Genomic DNA, 15,904 nt, shown 5'->3' with positions numbered 1-15,904 from the left:
GGCGCGGCGGCCCCGTCGGCGGGGTCCTGGAGCGTGGCGGCCAGCGCTTCGGCCAGCGGATAGACGGCGCCCTGGGCGCTGCGCAGCCGGTAGGGGTGGTGGCTCATCTCGACCGAGCCGACGAGGACGGGCGCGATCTGGCGGAGCTCCTCGGCCGTCGCGCCACCGGCCAGCACCCGGACGTTCCACAGCCCGGCCTCGCGGAACGCGTCGAGCTCCTGCATGCGCCGCTCGGCCCGCTCGGCGTCGAAGCGGGAGCGCTCGGAGGCGTCGCCGTACTGGCGCAGCACGTTGAGCTGGGTGCGCAGGTGGGCCACCTCGGCGTCGAGCAGGCCGGTCGGCTCGGCCACGACGAGCCAGGCGAACGGCCGCGACATGAGGGTGATCAGCGTCGACTCGAACAGCGTGGGCCGCTTCAGCTCGTCGGGGTCGAACTCGCGGCGGTTGCCGAGCGGCGGTGCCTGCCGGCCGGGGCACGGCGTCCACACCAGGTCGGCGAGGTCGTCCAGGTACTCCTCGCCGAGCTGCACCCCGCGGGCCCCGCCGGGGAACAGCAGCGGCTGCGGCCCCGTGGGCGCTCCGGGGGCGCCGGTGGCGCGGCGCGGCTGCCGGGGCGGTGACAGCGGACCGGCGTTCGTGATGAGCTCCAGGGGGGCGCCCGAGCCGCGCGAGAGCCAGCCGATGGCGAACGGCCGGTCGCGCTGGGCGGCGGACAGCACGGCGGGCAGCACGGTGACGAAGTCCCACTCGGCCGACGAGCTTCGCGAGGGTGCGGCGATGGACTGGATCCGGTACCACGGCCCGCTCAGCGAGACACTCGGCTGCATTTCATCCCCCCACAGACGGCTCTAAGTAAAATCCGCCGACCGTCAGCCCGTCACCTTGACATTGACCATCTCATTGCCTTCCCTTGCGCCAGTCGAGGCGTGGCGGGGGCGGGCCGAGGTTCGGCGGCGGGTCGGCCTCGTCGCGTCCCGGCGGGTCGCCGTGCTCGCCCGCCCGGTCGTCGTCCTCCTCGTCGGCCCCGTGCTCGCCGTCGAGGGCGAGGACGGCCTCCCGCACGTCGTCCAGCTCGCCGAGCGTGGTCTTGGGGAAGGTGAGGATGGCCGGGTTGGCGTCGGCGAGGCGGACCCGCCGGCCCTGCGAGGTGGCGTCGGTGACGATGACGGAGGTGGTGGGGAGCTGCTGGAGCTGGTGCGGCTCGACGAGGAACTCGCGGGAACGCTGGAGCACCCGCTCCTTCTCGCCGATCTTGCCCGTGGTGCGGCCCCACTCGGTGGACTCGGTGATGTCCTCGGCCAGGTCGGTGAGGTTGTCGTCGTGGTCCTCGTGCCTGCCCTCGACCTCGGCGATGGTGCTGGTGTAGCCGCCGTCGACGCCGGGGAGCGAGTCGCTGATCGTCTCGGTGAGCTGGGCCAGCTCCAGCCGGTGCTCGGTGCCGACGTGCTCGCTCGCCACCCGGGCGTCCTCGGCGTTGCCGAGCCGCATGAACGCGACCGCGGCGTGGCCGCGGCCCAGCCGCTCGCGCACGGTCGGGGTCAGTGACCGGTAGGTCAGGACGAGTCCCGTACGGGAGGTCTCGCAGGCGTCCATGAGCCGGTCGAGCACGTCGCCGCGGAGCTTGTCGGCCCCCGCCACGATGATCGTGTGGTACCAGGGCCGGTCGGAGGCGGGCGACTGGCGCAGGATGTGGGTGAGGGCGGTCGCCACGTACGTGCCGAGCACCCGGTTGCCGAACACGCCGGCCTGGCGGTCCATGCTGACCACGCGCAGACGGGCGGGCGGCAGGCGCACGGCCTCCGTGCCCAGCGTCTCCAGCTTGCGCAGCTGCGACTCCAGCGCCCACGCCCGCTCGATGACCACGCGGTCGCTCACCCCCCGGCCGAACAGCGTGCCGATGCGCTCCAGCTGGGTGGCGGTGATCAGCCCGTACCTGAGGTCGTCGCGCGGGTCGCCGACCTGGGCGAGGGCGCGCAGCGCGGCGGTGACCTGGCTGATCGTGGCGTTCTCGCCGAGGACCTCCAGCACGCGCTCCAGGATCGCGTTGTCGAAGCTGAGGTCGCGGGTGGTGCGGTGCTCCTCGCTGACGCTGACCACGTGGGCGAGCACGTCGGCGAAGGCCTCGGGCTTGAGCGTGGCGCCGAGGTCGAGGCGGGGCAGGTCGACGGGCAGCACCCAGACCAGCGGGTCGTCGCCGCCGCGGCGGGCCAGCTCGATGAGGTCCTTGGCGATGGCGCCCTCGGACAGGTCGAGCACGGTCAGGTGGCCGCCGCTGTAGAGGCGGGTGGCGCCGAGCAGGGTGATGAGCGCCGACCAGCCGGGCAGGGTGCCGCCGGCCACGTCGATGCGGTCGATCTCGTCGGGCACGGCCACGGCGTACCAGGAGAGCTGGCGGTCGTGGCGCTCCTTGAGCCGCTGCCACTCGCGATAGCGCTGGGCGTGCTCCTCCTGGGCGCGGAACAGCTCCTTGTCACGTTCCTGTCGCCGGCGGTCGTCGCGGGCCCGCTGCTCGCTGATGCGGTAACGGACGGCCCGGTCGCCCTGGACGAGCGCGTAGCTGCAGATGATCGCCACGCCGCAGGCCGCGACGAGGCCGAGCAACGCGAACTTCCACTGAAGCAGGCCGGCCACGGCCAGCACCAGGATGAGCAGCGACAGCACGACCGCGAACAGCCGGAAGACCCGCACCGGCCGGTTGAGCATGTCCTCCTGCATGCGCTCGCGGCGGGCGACGTCGGCGTCGGGGCGCGCGGGCGGCGGCTCCTCCGCCGGCGAGGGTCGTTTCGGTGGCGGACCGGGATCCGGGTGCAGCAGGATGTACTGCCAGCCCAGGTAGATGCGGTCCGCCTGGAGCTGCGCATGCTCAGGATGCACGTCCACCACGTGACCCTCCGGCCGCGATATGTCGTTAGTCGTTGGGGGCTAGTCCCGCTGCTTCCGTGACAGCGTATGAGCTAGAACCCCTTCTACGGCAGGGTTCTCGGCAATTAGACCAGCCCGTTGGGAGGATAGCGGCGGATGGGACAAGCGTGACCTATTACCATCCTTACCCATGACCGAACCCTCCGGCGGCAGCGGCAGGCCCAGACGCCCGGTAGTGGTGCCCGCGGTGGCGCTGGTGCTGGTCACGGCCCTCGGGATCACCGCCCTCATGGGCGGCCTGAACGAGGCCCCGGACGCTCCTCCCCAGCTGGGCAAGGGCTCGGTGCTCGACCAGGGCCTGTACTCGACCCGCTTCGTCGAGTCCCGGGTCCGCACGGAGCGGGCGCAGACGCAGTTCGACGAGGACAAGCGGTTCGTGGAGATGGTCTTCGAGGTCACCAACCGCGGCGACGGCACCACCTCCGTCGGGATCCCCCCGGTCGACGGGAAGACCGGTTTCGCCACCACGTTCGGCGGCTCCCTCGTCAAGATCAGCCCCAAGTTCCCGGACGACTCCGGCCCCTTCGCCTTCGCGCTGGCCAAGGGCGGTGAGAGCCGGCAGCTCCACCCGGGGATCAAGACCACGGTCATCGTCCGCTACCGGCTGCGGGAAGGCCAGAAGCCGCCGGAGAAGATCACGATGGACGTGGGCTCCTTCGAGTACGTGGCCGGCTTCAACGACCCGACCGAGAGGTGGACGATGGTCACCCAGAGCGCGGGCGAGACCATCGTCCCCGAGGTCAAGGCGCAGGTCACCCTGCCCGTCCAGGAAGACGCCACGGCATGACCGCGGTCCAGCCCCGGCCGGCGGCGGTCCCGGGCGGACGCCGCGGGCGGCCCACCGGCTCCGGGCGCGGCGGCTCGCGCGTGCTCAACGCGCTGCTGGGCCTGCTCCTCGCCGGCGGCGCCGTCGGTCTGCAGACGCTCGCACTGTCGGAGAACGACACCGGCGCCCCGCTGACCTACACCGGCGCCAAGGGCCAGGACGTCGACGCCCGGCGCTTCCACGTGCGGCTCGACTCCTTCACCGCCGCCAAGGCGATCCAGGCGAGCAGCGTCAAGACCGTCGAGACGGACAACCTGTTCCTCGTCGTGAACGCCTCCGCCAAGTCCAGCCTCAAGCCGTACCACCTCGGCCAGCCCACGCTGCTGACCGAGGACGGCCACCGCTTCGCCGCCACCGACCGGGTGGAGGCCACGGCCACGCTGGCCGCCACCTGGATGCAGCCGGACATCTGGGTCAGCGGGCGGTTCTTCTTCGAGGTGCCCGCCTCGGCGCTGCCGGGGGCCAAGGTGGTGTTCGGGCTGCCGCCGTCGGCCCTGGTCGAGCCGTACCAGCCGGAGGTGGAGATCGACCTCGGTCTCGACGAGAAGGCCGCCCGCGACCTCGCCGCCAAGCCGCAGGACGTCTACTCCATCGTCAAGAAGTGATCGGGATATGAGCGCAGACGACCGCGACTGGTTCGCCCCTCGCAATCCTCGGCCCGCAGGGGGCGCGCCACGGCCCGCGGCGCCCCCCCAGCCGCCCCCAGCGGCCTCTCAGCCGCCCTCCGCACCCCCGCGTCCCCCGCAGGGACGCCCCCAGCGACCCTCCGCGCCCCCTCAGGCCCGGCCGGGCGGGTCGTGGCCCGGCATGCGGCCGCAGGTCCGGCCCGACCGGCAGGTGTGGCCGCCGGTGCCGCCCGAGCCCGTCGAGGGCGCCACCCAGCCGCTGCCGCCCGTCCCGCGGGACGTGACTCCCCCGCAGCCGCGTCACGTTCCCCAGGCTGCGGCCCAGCAGCAGCCTCCGCCCCTTCCCCAGGCTGTGGCCCCCCGGCAGCCTCCGGCGCCGCAGCGGCACGCTCCCGCGCCTGAGGGTCCTCCCGCGCCCGAGCCGCCGGCCCGTCCGCGGCGGCGGGGCAGAGCCCTGCTGGTGGCCGCCGGCGCGCTGGTGAGCATCGCCGTGGCCGTCGGCGCCACCACGTACGACGGCTACCTGTTCTACGAGAAGGTCTCGGCCAAGGAGACGCGCCTCGTGCCCGTGGCGCCCGGCCAGGCCGGCACCGTGTACGGCATCGAGTGGAAGGCCGCGCTCACCCCCACCGAGGCCCCGCCGAACAGCAAGCACGGCGACACCGTCGCCTGGCTCAAGGTGGACATCACGGAGAAGGTCGTGGACCCGGCCAGCGCCACCATGACGGCAAAGCCGGACGAGATCCGGCTGGAGGACCGCGCGGGCCGCAGCTGGGTCGTGGAGCTCGCCGCCGGCGACCGGCCGACCGAGCGGCTGGAGGTCGGCAAGGAGTACAGGCTGGCGGGTCTCGCCATCGTGCCGAAGGCGGTGGCCGGCGAGGTGGAGCTGTCCTTCCGGCCCAGCGGCTACCGCGCCGACACGCCGACCGCGGACCTGTTCAAGCGGGGGACGTCCAAGCCGGACGTGGACGTGCTGCGGTTCCGCCGCTAGCCGGCGGGCGGGACGTGCCGCGGCTCCGCGGCGGAGCGCGGGCGCCGGGTCAGCTCGTCGAGAACGCCTCGCCGCGCAGGCGGGCCCGGGTGGCGGCGAGGTCGAACGTGGCCGCCAGCAGCGCCATGGTGACCACGGTCACCAGCAGGTCGCGGCCGAACATGAGCGGCGGCTCCAGGTAGACCCACGCCCACTCCACCTGCGACCCGACGAGCGTGCGGACCGCGCGGTCGGCGTACTGCGAGCCCACCGTGACGGCCACGTAGCACAGGCACATCATGCCGAACAGCGGCGCACCACCCTTGATCACCAGCCGCAGCGAGTTGACCAGCGGCACCCAGCGCTCCTGGAACCCGCCGGTCACCCGCTCGAAGGACCGCTTCGTCAGGTCGTGGCTGCCTTCCAGGCGGTCGATGCCGCGCTCGAACCGGGTGCCCTTGACCATGGTGCGGGTGTCGTCGGCGTACGCGCCGAACACGAGCATCGCCACGGTCAGCCAGGCCAGCGGGATGGCGACGGACTCGAGGAACAGCGGCCAGACGTCCTTCACCACGTCGGTGAGGGTCTTGAGGACGGGCACGGCGTCCTGCGCCTTCGTCCACATGCTCTCGGTGCCGACGACCACGGTGCGGTGCTCCACCCACTCCGAGCGCGCGTCGGCGACCGCGACCGTGGCGTTGAGGCCGTAGAAGACGAAGGCGAACTCCGAGAACGCGGCGGCGAAGCCGTAGAAGCGGCCCGTGCCCCGCTCCACCAGCTTGGCGAACAGCGTCTTCAGCCCGAACGCGACGACCATCGTGGCCACCGACACCCGCCAGTCGAGGTCGATGAGGCTGCGGCCGACCGTCGACTTCTCGCCGAAGAGCGCGGCCTCGGTCATGTCGAAGAAGTGGTGGAAGAGGTCCAGTTGCTGGAGGTCGCGGGCGTCCTCGGTCTGGAAGCCCCAGGCCATGTAGAGGACGGCGAAGGCGGGGGCGACCCGGTCGAGGGCCGTGAAGAACGGCTCGTCCTCAGCGCCCTCGGCCGCCCGGGCCCGCATCTCCCACAGGGCGCCGCGCAGGGTGTGCAGCATGCCCGTGACCACGGTCAGCGCGGCCAGGACGACCAGGGTGAGCAGCGTGATGGTGGCCACCAGCCGGGCCTGCCGGAAGTCGCCGTAGGCCACCTCGGTCGCGCCGTACAGCAGCCCGAAGCGGACGGCCTCCCCCGCGGCGAACCACAGGACGAGGGGCAGCACACAGTGCCCGAGCAGGCGAAGGGTGTGCACGGGCAGCGAGAACGGCGACGGCGGCTTCCGGGCCGGTGAAGGCGCAGGTCGGGGCGGCGCCGCCACACCAGACGAACCTGACATCTGGTGCATCGTAGCGGCCCCGTCACCCCACCGCAGCCCCGCCATCCCTCCAGCCCCACTCCGGCCGCCCGCCGGCCGTCCCCGTCAGGCCGCCAGGGGGTCGGGGCGGCAGGTGCGGCAGGGCCGGTAGCCGGCCGTGCGGGCCGCGGCGAGCGTGCGGAAGCCGTGCCGGTGCGCGGGCGTGATCCGCCGGGCGTTGTGGCAGGTCGGGAAGCACACCACGCCCGTGGTGTCGCTGGCCAGATAGAAGACCCGCTCCTTGGCCAGCCCGTCCAGCCGGCCCAGGTCCACGCCCTCCGCCAGCAGCAGCCGTTCCTTGGCCGCCGGCCCGAACACGTACTCCCCCAGGGCCCCGTCGGAGCGGGTCACCCGGTGGCAGGGGACGAGCAGCGGCACGGGGTTGCGGGCCAGCGCCGAGCCGACCGCGCGCACCGCCCCGGGCCTCCCTGCGCGGGCCGCTATCCACGCGTACGGCCTGATCTCGCCGCGCGGGATGGCCTGGACGGCGCTCAGCACGTCCCGTTGGAAGCCGCCCAGCTCGTCGAGGTCCAGTGTCAGCCCCGACAGCCTCCCGGTGCGCAGCGCGGGCACGAGGCCCGGCAGCGGCCGCGTGGCCGGCGTCAGCGGCCGGGCGAAGCGCGACCGGAACGCGCCGGTGAAGCCGTCTCCGAGGTGGACGTAGGCCACGCCCCGGGCGGTCCAGGCCACGGACAGCTCGCCGATCGGGCTCGGCACCACGCTCCAGCGCGCCGAGATCCGGTCCAGCAGCCCGGCGGGCGCCTCAACGGCCAGGCCGGCGAGCCTGGCGAGCAGGGAGTCGTCGTTCATCGGGCACCTCCTAGCGTGCGCAGCCGCTTCAGCCCGCGCGACACGTGTGACTTGACCGTGCCCTGCGGGATCCGCAGCACCGTGGCGACCTCGTCGACCGGCAGGTCGGCGACGTGCCGGAGCACCACCGCGAGGCGCTGCTCCTCCGGCAGCAGGGAGAGCAGTTCCGCCAGCTCGTCGCCGGTCTCCCTCCGCAGCGCGGCCTCCTCGACGCCCTCGCGCGGATCGACGGTGTCCACGGGTTCCTCCCGCAGGTCGGGTGGCGGCTTGCGGGACTTGGCGCGGGCACAGTTGCGCCAGATGTTCATGAGGATGGTCAGCAGCCACGGCCGCGTCCTCAGCTCCGCGATGCGCTCGGCGTCGTAGCCGGCCACCGCCCGGTAGGCGCGCAGGAACGTCTCGGCCGCGAGGTCCTCCGCGTCGGCCCAGCGCCCGGACAGCCGCAGCGCGGTCGAGAAGACGACGTCGCGGTGAGCGCCGTACAGCTCGGTGAACCCTCCGTCGAGGTCGTCGAGCAGCGCCTTGCGCACCGGGTCGAGGCAGTCCATCTCACTCACATATCCAGGAACACCGGCGGACGGCGATCGGTGGCACCTGGCCGGAAATCTGGCGAAAACCGCCAGGAAGACAAATCATCGTGAAACGCGGAAGGCCCGCGCCGTGGCGGCGCGGGCCTGTCGCGAAGGAGGACGTCAGGGTCAGACGGCCACGGCGAGCTGGGACACCTCGCCCAGCTTGGCCGCCACCTGGACGTCCCGGGTGACGCCGCCGCCCGCGATGATGCGGACGGTCCAGTCGCCCGGCGCGGCGAAGAACCGGAACACACCGTCGTCGGACACCACGACCTCACCGGTGAACTCACCGGAGTGGTCGAGCAGCCGCGCGTAGGCGGTGCCGGCGCCCGTGACCACACCCTGGATCACGGCCTGGTTGGACAGATCGATCCCGGCGGGCAGAGCGATCGTCTGCTCCGGGGCTCCGCATCCCTGCGCGGCGCTCATCGGGCCTCCCCCAGCTCGATCGGCACGCCGACGAGCGAGCCGTACTCGGTCCACGAACCGTCGTAGTTCTTCACGTTGGACTGGCCGAGCAGCTCGTGCAGCACGAACCAGGTGTGCGCCGAGCGCTCGCCGATGCGGCAGTAGGCGATGGTGTCCTTGCCGAAGTCGACGCCGGCCTGCTGGTAGAGCGCGCGCAGGTCGTCGTCGGTCTTGAACGTGCCGTCGTCGTTGGCCGCCTTGGACCACGGGATGTTGCGGGCGGTGGGCACGTGGCCCGCGCGCTGCGCCTGCTCCTGCGGCAGGTGGGCCGGGGCGAGCAGCTTGCCGGTGAACTCGTCGGGCGAGCGGACGTCGACCAGGTTGAGCTTGCCGATGGCGGAGACCACGTCGTCGCGGAAGGCGCGGATCGCGGTGTCCTGGTCCTGGGCGACGTACTGCGTCTTGGCCCGCTGCGGGACGTCCTTGACCAGCTCGCGCGAGTCGAGCTCCCACTTCTTGCGACCGCCGTCGAGCAGCTTGACGTTGTCGTGGCCGTACAGCTTGAAGTACCAGTAGGCGTAGGACGCGAACCAGTTGTTGTTGCCGCCGTAGAGCACGACGGTGTCGTCGTTGGAGATGCCGCGCTCGGACAGCAGCGTCTCGAAACCGGTCTTGTCGACGAAGTCACGGCGGACGGGATCCTGGAGGTCCTGCCTCCAGTCGATCTTGACGGCGCCACGGATGTGGCCCTTGTCGTAGGCGCTGGTGTCCTCGTCGACCTCGACGAGCACGACGCCTGGCGTGTCGAGGTTGGCCTCGACCCAGTCGGCATCCACCAGGACGGCGGCGCGGCTCATTGGTGAACCTCCCATGTGGCGGCGGGCAGTAGACGGCGAATCAGCAGGTACGTCTCGCAGCCGAGACAGAGTCCGAAGGCTGCGTTGAGGAAGGCGGCGAGGAGAGCCGCGGCCGTGGCCCCGAGGGCCAGCGGCGTGATCCCGGCGACGAATCCGACCAGCCCCATGACCGCGAAGGCCAACCCCACACCCTGCGCGAACCGCGGCGGGCGGGCGTCCTCCGTCACCTTCGGCGCGCTCTTGACGAGCGTCCGGAAGACCATCCCGTACGGTGAGCGGCCCGCCGCCCCCAGCGCGAACACCACGGCCTGGGCGGCGAGCAGCCACGCGCTTCCCGTCACGATGACGAGAGCGAGGACCAGGGTGGTGACGGCCGCGCCGAAGCGCAGCGCTCTAGGGTCGGCACGCATCTAGGGATGCTCCCTGAAGGGGTCGGGTTGAGGCGGATCAGAAGTCCGCGCGAGACCGTCCTCAGGCAGCGCGACAGAGCGCGGTGGCTACGCGGCAGAAATCAACCGCGCGCCGCTTCGTCAGCAGCTCTGTCGAAAGGTTCATGCGGATGACACTACTCGTCGTCTCGCCATCTGTCACATCTCGTCCGGTTCTTGAGACGACGACGTCTCGGGAAGCGGCTCCGCGGGTGGCACGGCGGTCGCGAGGGCGGTCAGCACGTCGGCCTTGCGCGGCTGGCCAGAGCCCCTTTTCACGATATTTCCGGACGGGTCGAGGACGAGAACGGTCGGGGTGCGCAGGATGTCCAGCTCCCGCACCAGGTCCAGCCGCGACTCCGCGTCGATCTCGACGTGCGCGACCCCGGGCACGAGCGCGCTCACGTCGGCCAGGACGCGCCGCGTCGCCCGGCACGGCTGGCAGAACGCGGTGGAGAACTGCACGAGCGTCGCCCTCGGCCCGAGGGGCGCGCCCAGCACGTCGGCGCTGAGGCGGTCACCGGCCCGGTCACCGGTCGGGTCGCCGGCCGTGTCACCGGTACCGGCACTGGCCCGGCCGGCGGACCCGTCGCGCATGCGTCCGTCGCGGCGCAGCCGTACCACCCCGATTCCCGTCCCCAGCGCCAGCGTCGCCAGCACCACCCACACGCCCGTCATCGCCAGGTGCAACCACGCCCGCGGCGACGGCATTCCGGCCCGGTCAGCTCCGGGGCCGGAGACCTTCCCTCAGCTTCGCGGGCCGGAGACCTCCCCTCAGCTCCGCGGGCCGGAGACCTTCCCTCAGCTCCGCGGGCCGGAGACCTTGACCAGCACCTGCCGCGAGGCGGCGTCCACCACCTCGAACCTGGCGATGTCCTTCACCGGGATCCACGTCCGGCTGGCGTAGACGGGCTTGTCCTCGTAGTTCCTCCGGCCGACCGTCCAGGTGTCCGTGACGTCGCGCCGCCCGTCGCGGCCGACCACCACCAGCCGGCACGTCTTGCCGGCCGGCATCCCCGACACCTTCACCGAAAGCCCCGTCCCGCGTGAGCCGGGGAACACCGCCACGCTGGCGTAGTAGCCGGACGACCGGTCCCGGCCCGCGAACTCCTGCCCGCTCGCCTTGGCCGACGGCGTCGGCGTCGCGCTCGCCTCCGGCTGGGGCTCGGCCATGATCCGCGGCTGCTCGTCCTGCGCCTTCGCCCGCGGCTCCTGGGTCGCCTTGGGGCGCGCCGCCTCGCCCGACGCGCGGGCGGAGTCCTCGGCGCTGGAGGCGTCCCCGCCGGGCCGGGACGCCGCCGGGGCGGAGGCGGTCGACGCGTTCTGCTCCGGGGTTCCGACGGCCGTCCACACGGCGCCGCCCGCGACGATCGCCGCCGCGGAGGCGGCCACCACCATGAGCATCCGGCCCCTGCGGTGACGCTTGGCGCGCGCGTTCAGCAGCCGGTCGAGCACCTGACGCGGCGGGCTGGTCACCAGCTGCACGTCACGCTCGGACACCTTGCCGAGGAACGCCGACACGCCCTCCAGCTCCATCAGCTCGGCGCCGCACGCCTCGCAGGTCGCCAGGTGGGCGTCGATCTCCAGCGCCTCGTCGGGCTCCAGCGCCCCCAGCGCGTGGGCGCCCAGCGAGATCCGCACCTCCTCGCACGTCATGGCGCCAGCCCCCGCTCCTCCAGGGCGAGCTTCAGCGCCCGCAGCGCGTAATAGGTGCGCGACTTGACCGTGCCGGGCGGTATGCCCAGCGTGGCCGACGCCTCCTTCACCGATCGCCCCCGGTAGTAGACCTCCAACAGCACCTCGCGGTGCTCGGGTCGCAGCACGGCCAGCGCCTCCGCCACGGCCCACGACTCGACCGCCCGCTCCAGCTCGTCGTCCGCGGGGACGACGGCCAGCGCCTCGTCGCCGGTCTCCTGCGGACGCGACTTGCGCGCGCGGTGCTGGTCGACCACGAGATTGCGGGCGACGGTGAACAGCCAGGCACGAATGGGGCGGCCGGAGAGGGCCTCGGGGTGTCGCCACGCCCTCAGCAACGTCTCCTGCACCACATCCTCCGCCCGTCCGGCATCGCCGGTCAGTCGCAGCACGTAACCGTAGAGCGGCCCCGCGTGCTCGTCGAAAAGGGTCCGCACGAGCTCCTCGTCGGCGGTGCCTGCTGGACTCACGCCCTCATCACGTACGGCGGGGCGGGAAGGTTCAGCACCGCGCGGGAATCCCTGACGCGCGGCGCCGTCATCCCGCGAGGAGCCGTCCACCGGGCACCGTCGATTCTCCTGTGAGGTCAGAGCCGCTGACCGCTGAGCGGCACGTTCTCCGCCTCGGCGGAGAACTCCAGTCCGGCCGCCACATTGCGCACCCCCGTCACCTTCACGTCGAACGGCAGGTCGCCCTTGAACGGGATCGTGTAGCTGACCAGCCCGGCGATCGCGTCGGGCACCCCGTCGATCTTCTGCGCCCGCAGCCGGATGCCGCCGTCGGCCACCTCGATCTTCATCTCGGCGTCGAACTTCACCTTGTTCACCCCGACCGCCACCTCACCCGACGCGACGAGCCGCGACCCGTTCCCGCTGATCTTGACGCCCTTCGGGGCGTACTTGTCGATCGTCTCGCTCGTCAGCGTGCCGCGGACCGTCAGCCGCCCGGCCCGGACGTCGGCGCGGTTCTGGAGCACGTCGGCGAGCGGCGCCGTCACGTCGTAGGCGGTGCCCTGGAGGTTCTCCACCGGCACGCCGCCGTAGGTGAGCGTGCCCAGGTCGAAGCGCACCTCCGGGTAGTGGCCCGAGACGGCCTGGGTGAGGAACGGGATGCCCTCGATCGTCACCTTGGGCTGCCGGTCGAGGTCGGCGGAGGCCGCGATCCGGGTGGACAGGTCCCGCTCCACGCCCGCGACCGCCACACGGTCCACGACGGCGAGGATGACTCCCAGCAGGATCAGGAAAACGAGCAGTTTGCGCATCGGGCTCCCTGTCTCAGGCCATGGATCATGAGCTTATCGAGTGGAATGCCCCTTCCCCGCAGAGCCGCCCGCTCACCGGCTCCGGCGGCCCGGCTGGAGCCGTCAGCCGCCCGCGAAGGGGGGCAGGATCTCGACCGTCGCCCCCTCGGCGAGCACCACGGTGTCATGGGCTCGCTTCCCGACCGGGGAGCCGTCGACGAGGAATGACGAACGGCTCACCACCCGCGCGAGCTCGGCGCGATTCCGTGTGATTTTTGTCATGAGTTCGGCAAGGGTCGCCGCCTCGAACGACTCCTCGGCGACACCGGCCGCTTCCCGCGCCGCGGCCCAATACCGCACTTTTCCAGTAGACATGGCAACCTCATACTCGCAAACGTGCCGTCGTGCGACATCCTTAACATTGTTGTCGCAGGTAAAACGCTGTTCATCTGTTGGACGCCCCATGGACGCGACATTCGCGTGGGTTATCCTCCCCTACAGGACCTGGGCGATGTAGCCCCCGGGTCCTTGCGTGTTTGAGGAGGCCGAAATGAGCAACCTGCTCCTGCTGACCAACGCCCTCGAGCCGTCCTCCGAGGTGCTGCCGGCGCTGGGGCTGCTGCTCCACTCGGTCCGAGTCTCCCCCGCCGAGGCGTCCGCCCTCATCGACGCGCCGCCGGTCGACGCCGTGCTGGTGGACGCCCGCAAGGAGCTCGCCCACGCCAAGAGCCTCTGCCGGCTGATCCGCACCACCGGCATCGACTGCCCGCTCCTCGTCATCGTGACCGAGGGCGGGCTCGCCGCGATGACCGCCGAGTGGGGCGTGGACGACGTGCTGCTCGACAGCGCCGGCCCGGCCGAGGTCGAGGCGCGGCTGCGCATGGCGACCGGCCGCATCTCGCAGGCCGGCGGCGAGGACGTGCCCGACGAGATCCGCAGCGGCGACCTGTCCATCGACGAGGCCACCTACACGGCCCGGCTGCGCGGGCGGGTGCTCGACCTCACGTTCAAGGAGTTCGAGCTGCTCAAGTACCTCGCCCAGCACCCCGGCCGGGTGTTCACGCGGGCGCAGCTCCTGCAGGAGGTGTGGGGGTACGACTACTTCGGCGGCACCCGCACGGTGGACGTCCACGTGCGGCGGCTGCGGGCCAAGCTCGGCACGGAGTACGAGTCGCTGATCGGCACGGTGCGCAACGTCGGCTACCGCTTCGTCCCGGACCGCGCCGACACGGCCGACGTCTGATCTCGTACGCGCCGGAGGCCCGCTCCCCGAGCTCGGGGAACGGGCCTCTTCGGTCGGTGCGGGTCAGCTCGTCACGGTGATGCGGTTCGTGGCGGGCGGGGCGATCGGGCTGTTCTCGCCCAGGTGGTCGACGAACGCGTCGATGTCCAGCGGGCCGCTCCAGATGTCGGTGCCGTCCCTGAAGGCGAGGAACGCGTCCCCGCCGCCGACCAGGAAGTTGTTGGCCGCGACACGGATCTGCTGGGTGTCCGTGACCGGAGTGCCGTCGATGCGGATGTCCGACACCTTCGAGCCCCACGGGGCCGAGGTGCTGTAGGTGTAGGTCAGGTTCGCCGACGGCTGCAGGATCTTGGTGAACGCCTGGTTGTTGGGCCCGCCGGTGAACTGCTGCTCCAGCACCGTCTTGAGCTGCGCGCCCGTCAGCGTGACCACCTGCATGAGGTTGTTGAACGGCTGCACGGTGAACGCCTCGCCGTAGGTGACGACGCCGTCGCCCTCGCCGGCCGAGGAGCCGGCGTAGGTCAGGGACGCGCGGACGCCACCCGGGTTCATGAGCGCGATCTGCGCGTTCCCGCCGGTCCTGGTGGCGGCGAGCTGCGCGTCCGCGATGAGGTCGCCCAGCGGCGTCTCCCCGCTCGGCGTGGCCGCGTTCGGGATGTCGGCCGTGATCCGGCCCACGGGCTTGTTGGCGACCGGCGCGACCCGGTCCTTCCAGGTCTGCACGAACGCGGAGATCTCCGGGTCCGCGGCGACCGTACGCGTCACGACGTGGTTGTCCGCCACGACCGAGGAGCGCACGACGTCACGCGTGCGGACGTCCACGTTCAGGTCCACCTGCGTGATGACGCGGCCGAACGAGCCGCCCTGCGAGTAGAGGCGGTCCTGGCCGGCCGGGTCCTTGACCTTGCACAGGTACGCCTGGTGCGAGTGGCCGCTGAGCACCACGTCGATCTCGGGGTCCACCTGGGTGGCGATGCGGTTGCCCGCCCCCGGGACGGCGCTGCACGCGTCGGGCGACTGCCCCGGAGTGACCTGGTCGCCCTCGTGCACGAGCACGACCTGGGCCTTCACGCCGAGGAGCTTGAGCACCTTGGAGGCCACGTTCGCGGCCTTGACCTCGTCGACGAACTTGAGGTCCTTGATGCCCTCCGCCGTGACGATGCCCGGGGTGGTCTGCGTGACCAGGCCGATGAAGCCGACCGGCACGCCGTTCATCCACTTGACGCTGACGGGCGGCAGCGCAGGGACGCCCCAGTCGGACAGCAGCTTCTCGACCGCGGGCCGGCTCCCCAGCGCCGCCAGCGCGTCGGACTTCTCGCTCGGGTTCTTGAACAGCACGTTCGCGCCCACGTAGTCGTACTGGGCGCCCTTCCACTCCCCGGCGGGCGAGCAGCCGTCGACCGGGTGGCAGCCGCCCTTCATGATCCGGCGCAGCTCGGCGTAGCCCTCGTCGAACTCGTGGTTGCCGACCGCGGCGACCTTCAGCCCGAGCTTGCCGAGGAACTCGACGGACGGCTCGTCGTGGTAGGCCGCCGAGATCAGCGGGGTGGCGCCGATGAGGTCGCCCTGGGCCACCGCGATGGTGTTCTTGTCGGCGTGGGCCTTCATGTGGGTGGCGATGTAGGCGGCTCCACCCGCCTCCACGGTGGCGCCGTTCTCGTCGACCATGCGGCCGGACGAGCCCGTGGGCGGTTCGAGGTTGCCGTGGAAGTCGTTGAGGGCGAGCAGGCGGACGGGAACCGTCCGGGGGGCCTGCTGCGCGTCCGCCGGTGCCACGGCCAGCAGGGCCGTGGTGGTGGCGACGGCTCCGGCGACCGCGAGCCGGAGGAGGGAACGAGACGTCATGGCCCAAGACGTTACGGTGCGAAGCTTTGCAGCCAATGTCGCAAAGGTAACGATTCGCCAGCCGATGCCATG

At 71.9% G+C, this 15,904-nt stretch carries 18 protein-coding genes and 1 pseudogene; 4 read left to right on the top strand and 15 right to left on the bottom strand.

Translation table 11 applies throughout. The features are described 5' to 3' along the window. Together AB0H81_RS09150 and AB0H81_RS09145 are read right to left on the bottom strand one after the other, a co-directional pair. A pseudogene (locus tag AB0H81_RS09150) lies at positions 1 to 827 on the bottom strand (ATP-binding protein); the annotation flags it as partial. A 70-nt stretch (positions 828 to 897) separates the two neighbouring features. Next, positions 898 to 2,874, bottom strand: a complete 1,977-nt coding sequence (locus AB0H81_RS09145) for a hypothetical protein (protein WP_358371390.1) — start codon at positions 2,872 to 2,874, stop codon at positions 898 to 900. A 178-nt stretch (positions 2,875 to 3,052) separates the two neighbouring features. On the opposite strand from AB0H81_RS09145, the gene AB0H81_RS09140 reads away from it, so the two are divergent. The 3 genes from AB0H81_RS09140 to AB0H81_RS09130 all read left to right on the top strand — a co-directional run bounded on the left by AB0H81_RS09140 (position 3,053) and on the right by AB0H81_RS09130 (position 5,365). Continuing rightward, complete coding sequence (locus tag AB0H81_RS09140; RefSeq protein WP_358371388.1) at positions 3,053 to 3,709, top strand: hypothetical protein; 657 nt, start codon at positions 3,053 to 3,055, stop codon at positions 3,707 to 3,709. After that, a complete protein-coding gene (locus AB0H81_RS09135; protein ID WP_358371385.1) occupies positions 3,706 to 4,353 on the top strand; it encodes a hypothetical protein in 648 nt (215 codons plus the stop codon). Before AB0H81_RS09140 ends, AB0H81_RS09135 begins: the two co-directional genes overlap by 4 nt. 202 nt (positions 4,354 to 4,555) lie before the next feature. Beyond that, positions 4,556 to 5,365, top strand: coding sequence for a hypothetical protein (locus tag AB0H81_RS09130; RefSeq protein ID WP_358371382.1), 810 nt, complete (start codon positions 4,556 to 4,558; stop codon positions 5,363 to 5,365). A 49-nt stretch (positions 5,366 to 5,414) separates the two neighbouring features. On the opposite strand, the gene AB0H81_RS09125 is transcribed toward AB0H81_RS09130, so the two are convergent. The 12 genes from AB0H81_RS09125 to AB0H81_RS09070 all read right to left on the bottom strand — a co-directional run bounded on the left by AB0H81_RS09125 (position 5,415) and on the right by AB0H81_RS09070 (position 13,119). After that, positions 5,415 to 6,716, bottom strand: a complete 1,302-nt coding sequence (locus AB0H81_RS09125; protein WP_358371379.1) for a hypothetical protein — start codon at positions 6,714 to 6,716, stop codon at positions 5,415 to 5,417. Between the two features lie 84 nt (positions 6,717 to 6,800). Beyond that, positions 6,801 to 7,544: a methylated-DNA--[protein]-cysteine S-methyltransferase gene (locus AB0H81_RS09120; RefSeq protein WP_358371376.1), complete on the bottom strand. Its 744-nt coding sequence runs from the start codon at positions 7,542 to 7,544 to the stop codon at positions 6,801 to 6,803. Continuing rightward, positions 7,541 to 8,092: a sigma-70 family RNA polymerase sigma factor gene (locus AB0H81_RS09115; RefSeq protein ID WP_358371397.1), complete on the bottom strand. Its 552-nt coding sequence runs from the start codon at positions 8,090 to 8,092 to the stop codon at positions 7,541 to 7,543. Before AB0H81_RS09115 ends, AB0H81_RS09120 begins: the two co-directional genes overlap by 4 nt. A gap of 150 nt (positions 8,093 to 8,242) precedes the next feature. Beyond that, positions 8,243 to 8,545: a DUF1416 domain-containing protein gene (locus AB0H81_RS09110; RefSeq protein WP_358371373.1), complete on the bottom strand. Its 303-nt coding sequence runs from the start codon at positions 8,543 to 8,545 to the stop codon at positions 8,243 to 8,245. Continuing rightward, the gene (locus AB0H81_RS09105; RefSeq protein WP_358371371.1) at positions 8,542 to 9,381 is read right to left on the bottom strand and encodes a sulfurtransferase; all 840 of its coding nucleotides are present in this window, start codon (positions 9,379 to 9,381) and stop codon (positions 8,542 to 8,544) included. Before AB0H81_RS09105 ends, AB0H81_RS09110 begins: the two co-directional genes overlap by 4 nt. Next, a complete protein-coding gene (locus tag AB0H81_RS09100) occupies positions 9,378 to 9,791 on the bottom strand; it encodes a DUF4395 domain-containing protein (RefSeq protein WP_358371368.1) in 414 nt (137 codons plus the stop codon). The genes AB0H81_RS09105 and AB0H81_RS09100 overlap by 4 nt, the downstream gene beginning before the upstream one ends. 61 nt (positions 9,792 to 9,852) lie before the next feature. After that, complete coding sequence (locus tag AB0H81_RS09095; RefSeq protein ID WP_358371395.1) at positions 9,853 to 9,936, bottom strand: putative leader peptide; 84 nt, start codon at positions 9,934 to 9,936, stop codon at positions 9,853 to 9,855. A 32-nt stretch (positions 9,937 to 9,968) separates the two neighbouring features. Next, positions 9,969 to 10,520 carry a thioredoxin family protein gene (locus AB0H81_RS09090; protein ID WP_358371366.1) on the bottom strand — a complete coding sequence of 184 codons (552 nt, stop codon included), beginning with the start codon at positions 10,518 to 10,520 and terminating at the stop codon, positions 9,969 to 9,971. A gap of 90 nt (positions 10,521 to 10,610) precedes the next feature. After that, positions 10,611 to 11,465 carry a zf-HC2 domain-containing protein gene (locus AB0H81_RS09085; RefSeq protein WP_358371363.1) on the bottom strand — a complete coding sequence of 285 codons (855 nt, stop codon included), beginning with the start codon at positions 11,463 to 11,465 and terminating at the stop codon, positions 10,611 to 10,613. Further along, positions 11,462 to 11,974, bottom strand: coding sequence for a sigma-70 family RNA polymerase sigma factor (locus AB0H81_RS09080; RefSeq protein ID WP_358371361.1), 513 nt, complete (start codon positions 11,972 to 11,974; stop codon positions 11,462 to 11,464). Before AB0H81_RS09080 ends, AB0H81_RS09085 begins: the two co-directional genes overlap by 4 nt. A 116-nt stretch (positions 11,975 to 12,090) precedes the next feature. Beyond that, complete coding sequence (locus AB0H81_RS09075) at positions 12,091 to 12,765, bottom strand: DUF2993 domain-containing protein (RefSeq protein ID WP_358371358.1); 675 nt, start codon at positions 12,763 to 12,765, stop codon at positions 12,091 to 12,093. Positions 12,766 to 12,867: 102 nt separating this feature from the next. Next, positions 12,868 to 13,119, bottom strand: coding sequence for a MoaD/ThiS family protein (locus tag AB0H81_RS09070; protein WP_358371356.1), 252 nt, complete (start codon positions 13,117 to 13,119; stop codon positions 12,868 to 12,870). A 175-nt stretch (positions 13,120 to 13,294) separates the two neighbouring features. On the opposite strand from AB0H81_RS09070, the gene AB0H81_RS09065 reads away from it, so the two are divergent. After that, entirely contained in the window at positions 13,295 to 13,987 is a 693-nt protein-coding gene (locus tag AB0H81_RS09065; RefSeq protein WP_358371353.1) for a response regulator transcription factor, read from the top strand. A 63-nt stretch (positions 13,988 to 14,050) separates the two neighbouring features. On the opposite strand, the gene AB0H81_RS09060 is transcribed toward AB0H81_RS09065, so the two are convergent. Further along, positions 14,051 to 15,832, bottom strand: coding sequence for a bifunctional metallophosphatase/5'-nucleotidase (locus AB0H81_RS09060; protein WP_358371350.1), 1,782 nt, complete (start codon positions 15,830 to 15,832; stop codon positions 14,051 to 14,053). Positions 15,833 to 15,904 lie beyond the last annotated feature (72 nt).

This window comes from Nonomuraea sp. NPDC050691 (assembly GCF_040654455.1).
In the GTDB taxonomy this organism is placed as follows: Bacteria; Actinomycetota; Actinomycetes; order Streptosporangiales; family Streptosporangiaceae; genus Nonomuraea.
The sequence above is the reverse complement of the archived record's forward strand: the minus strand, read 5'-3'. Positions and strand labels throughout refer to the sequence as shown.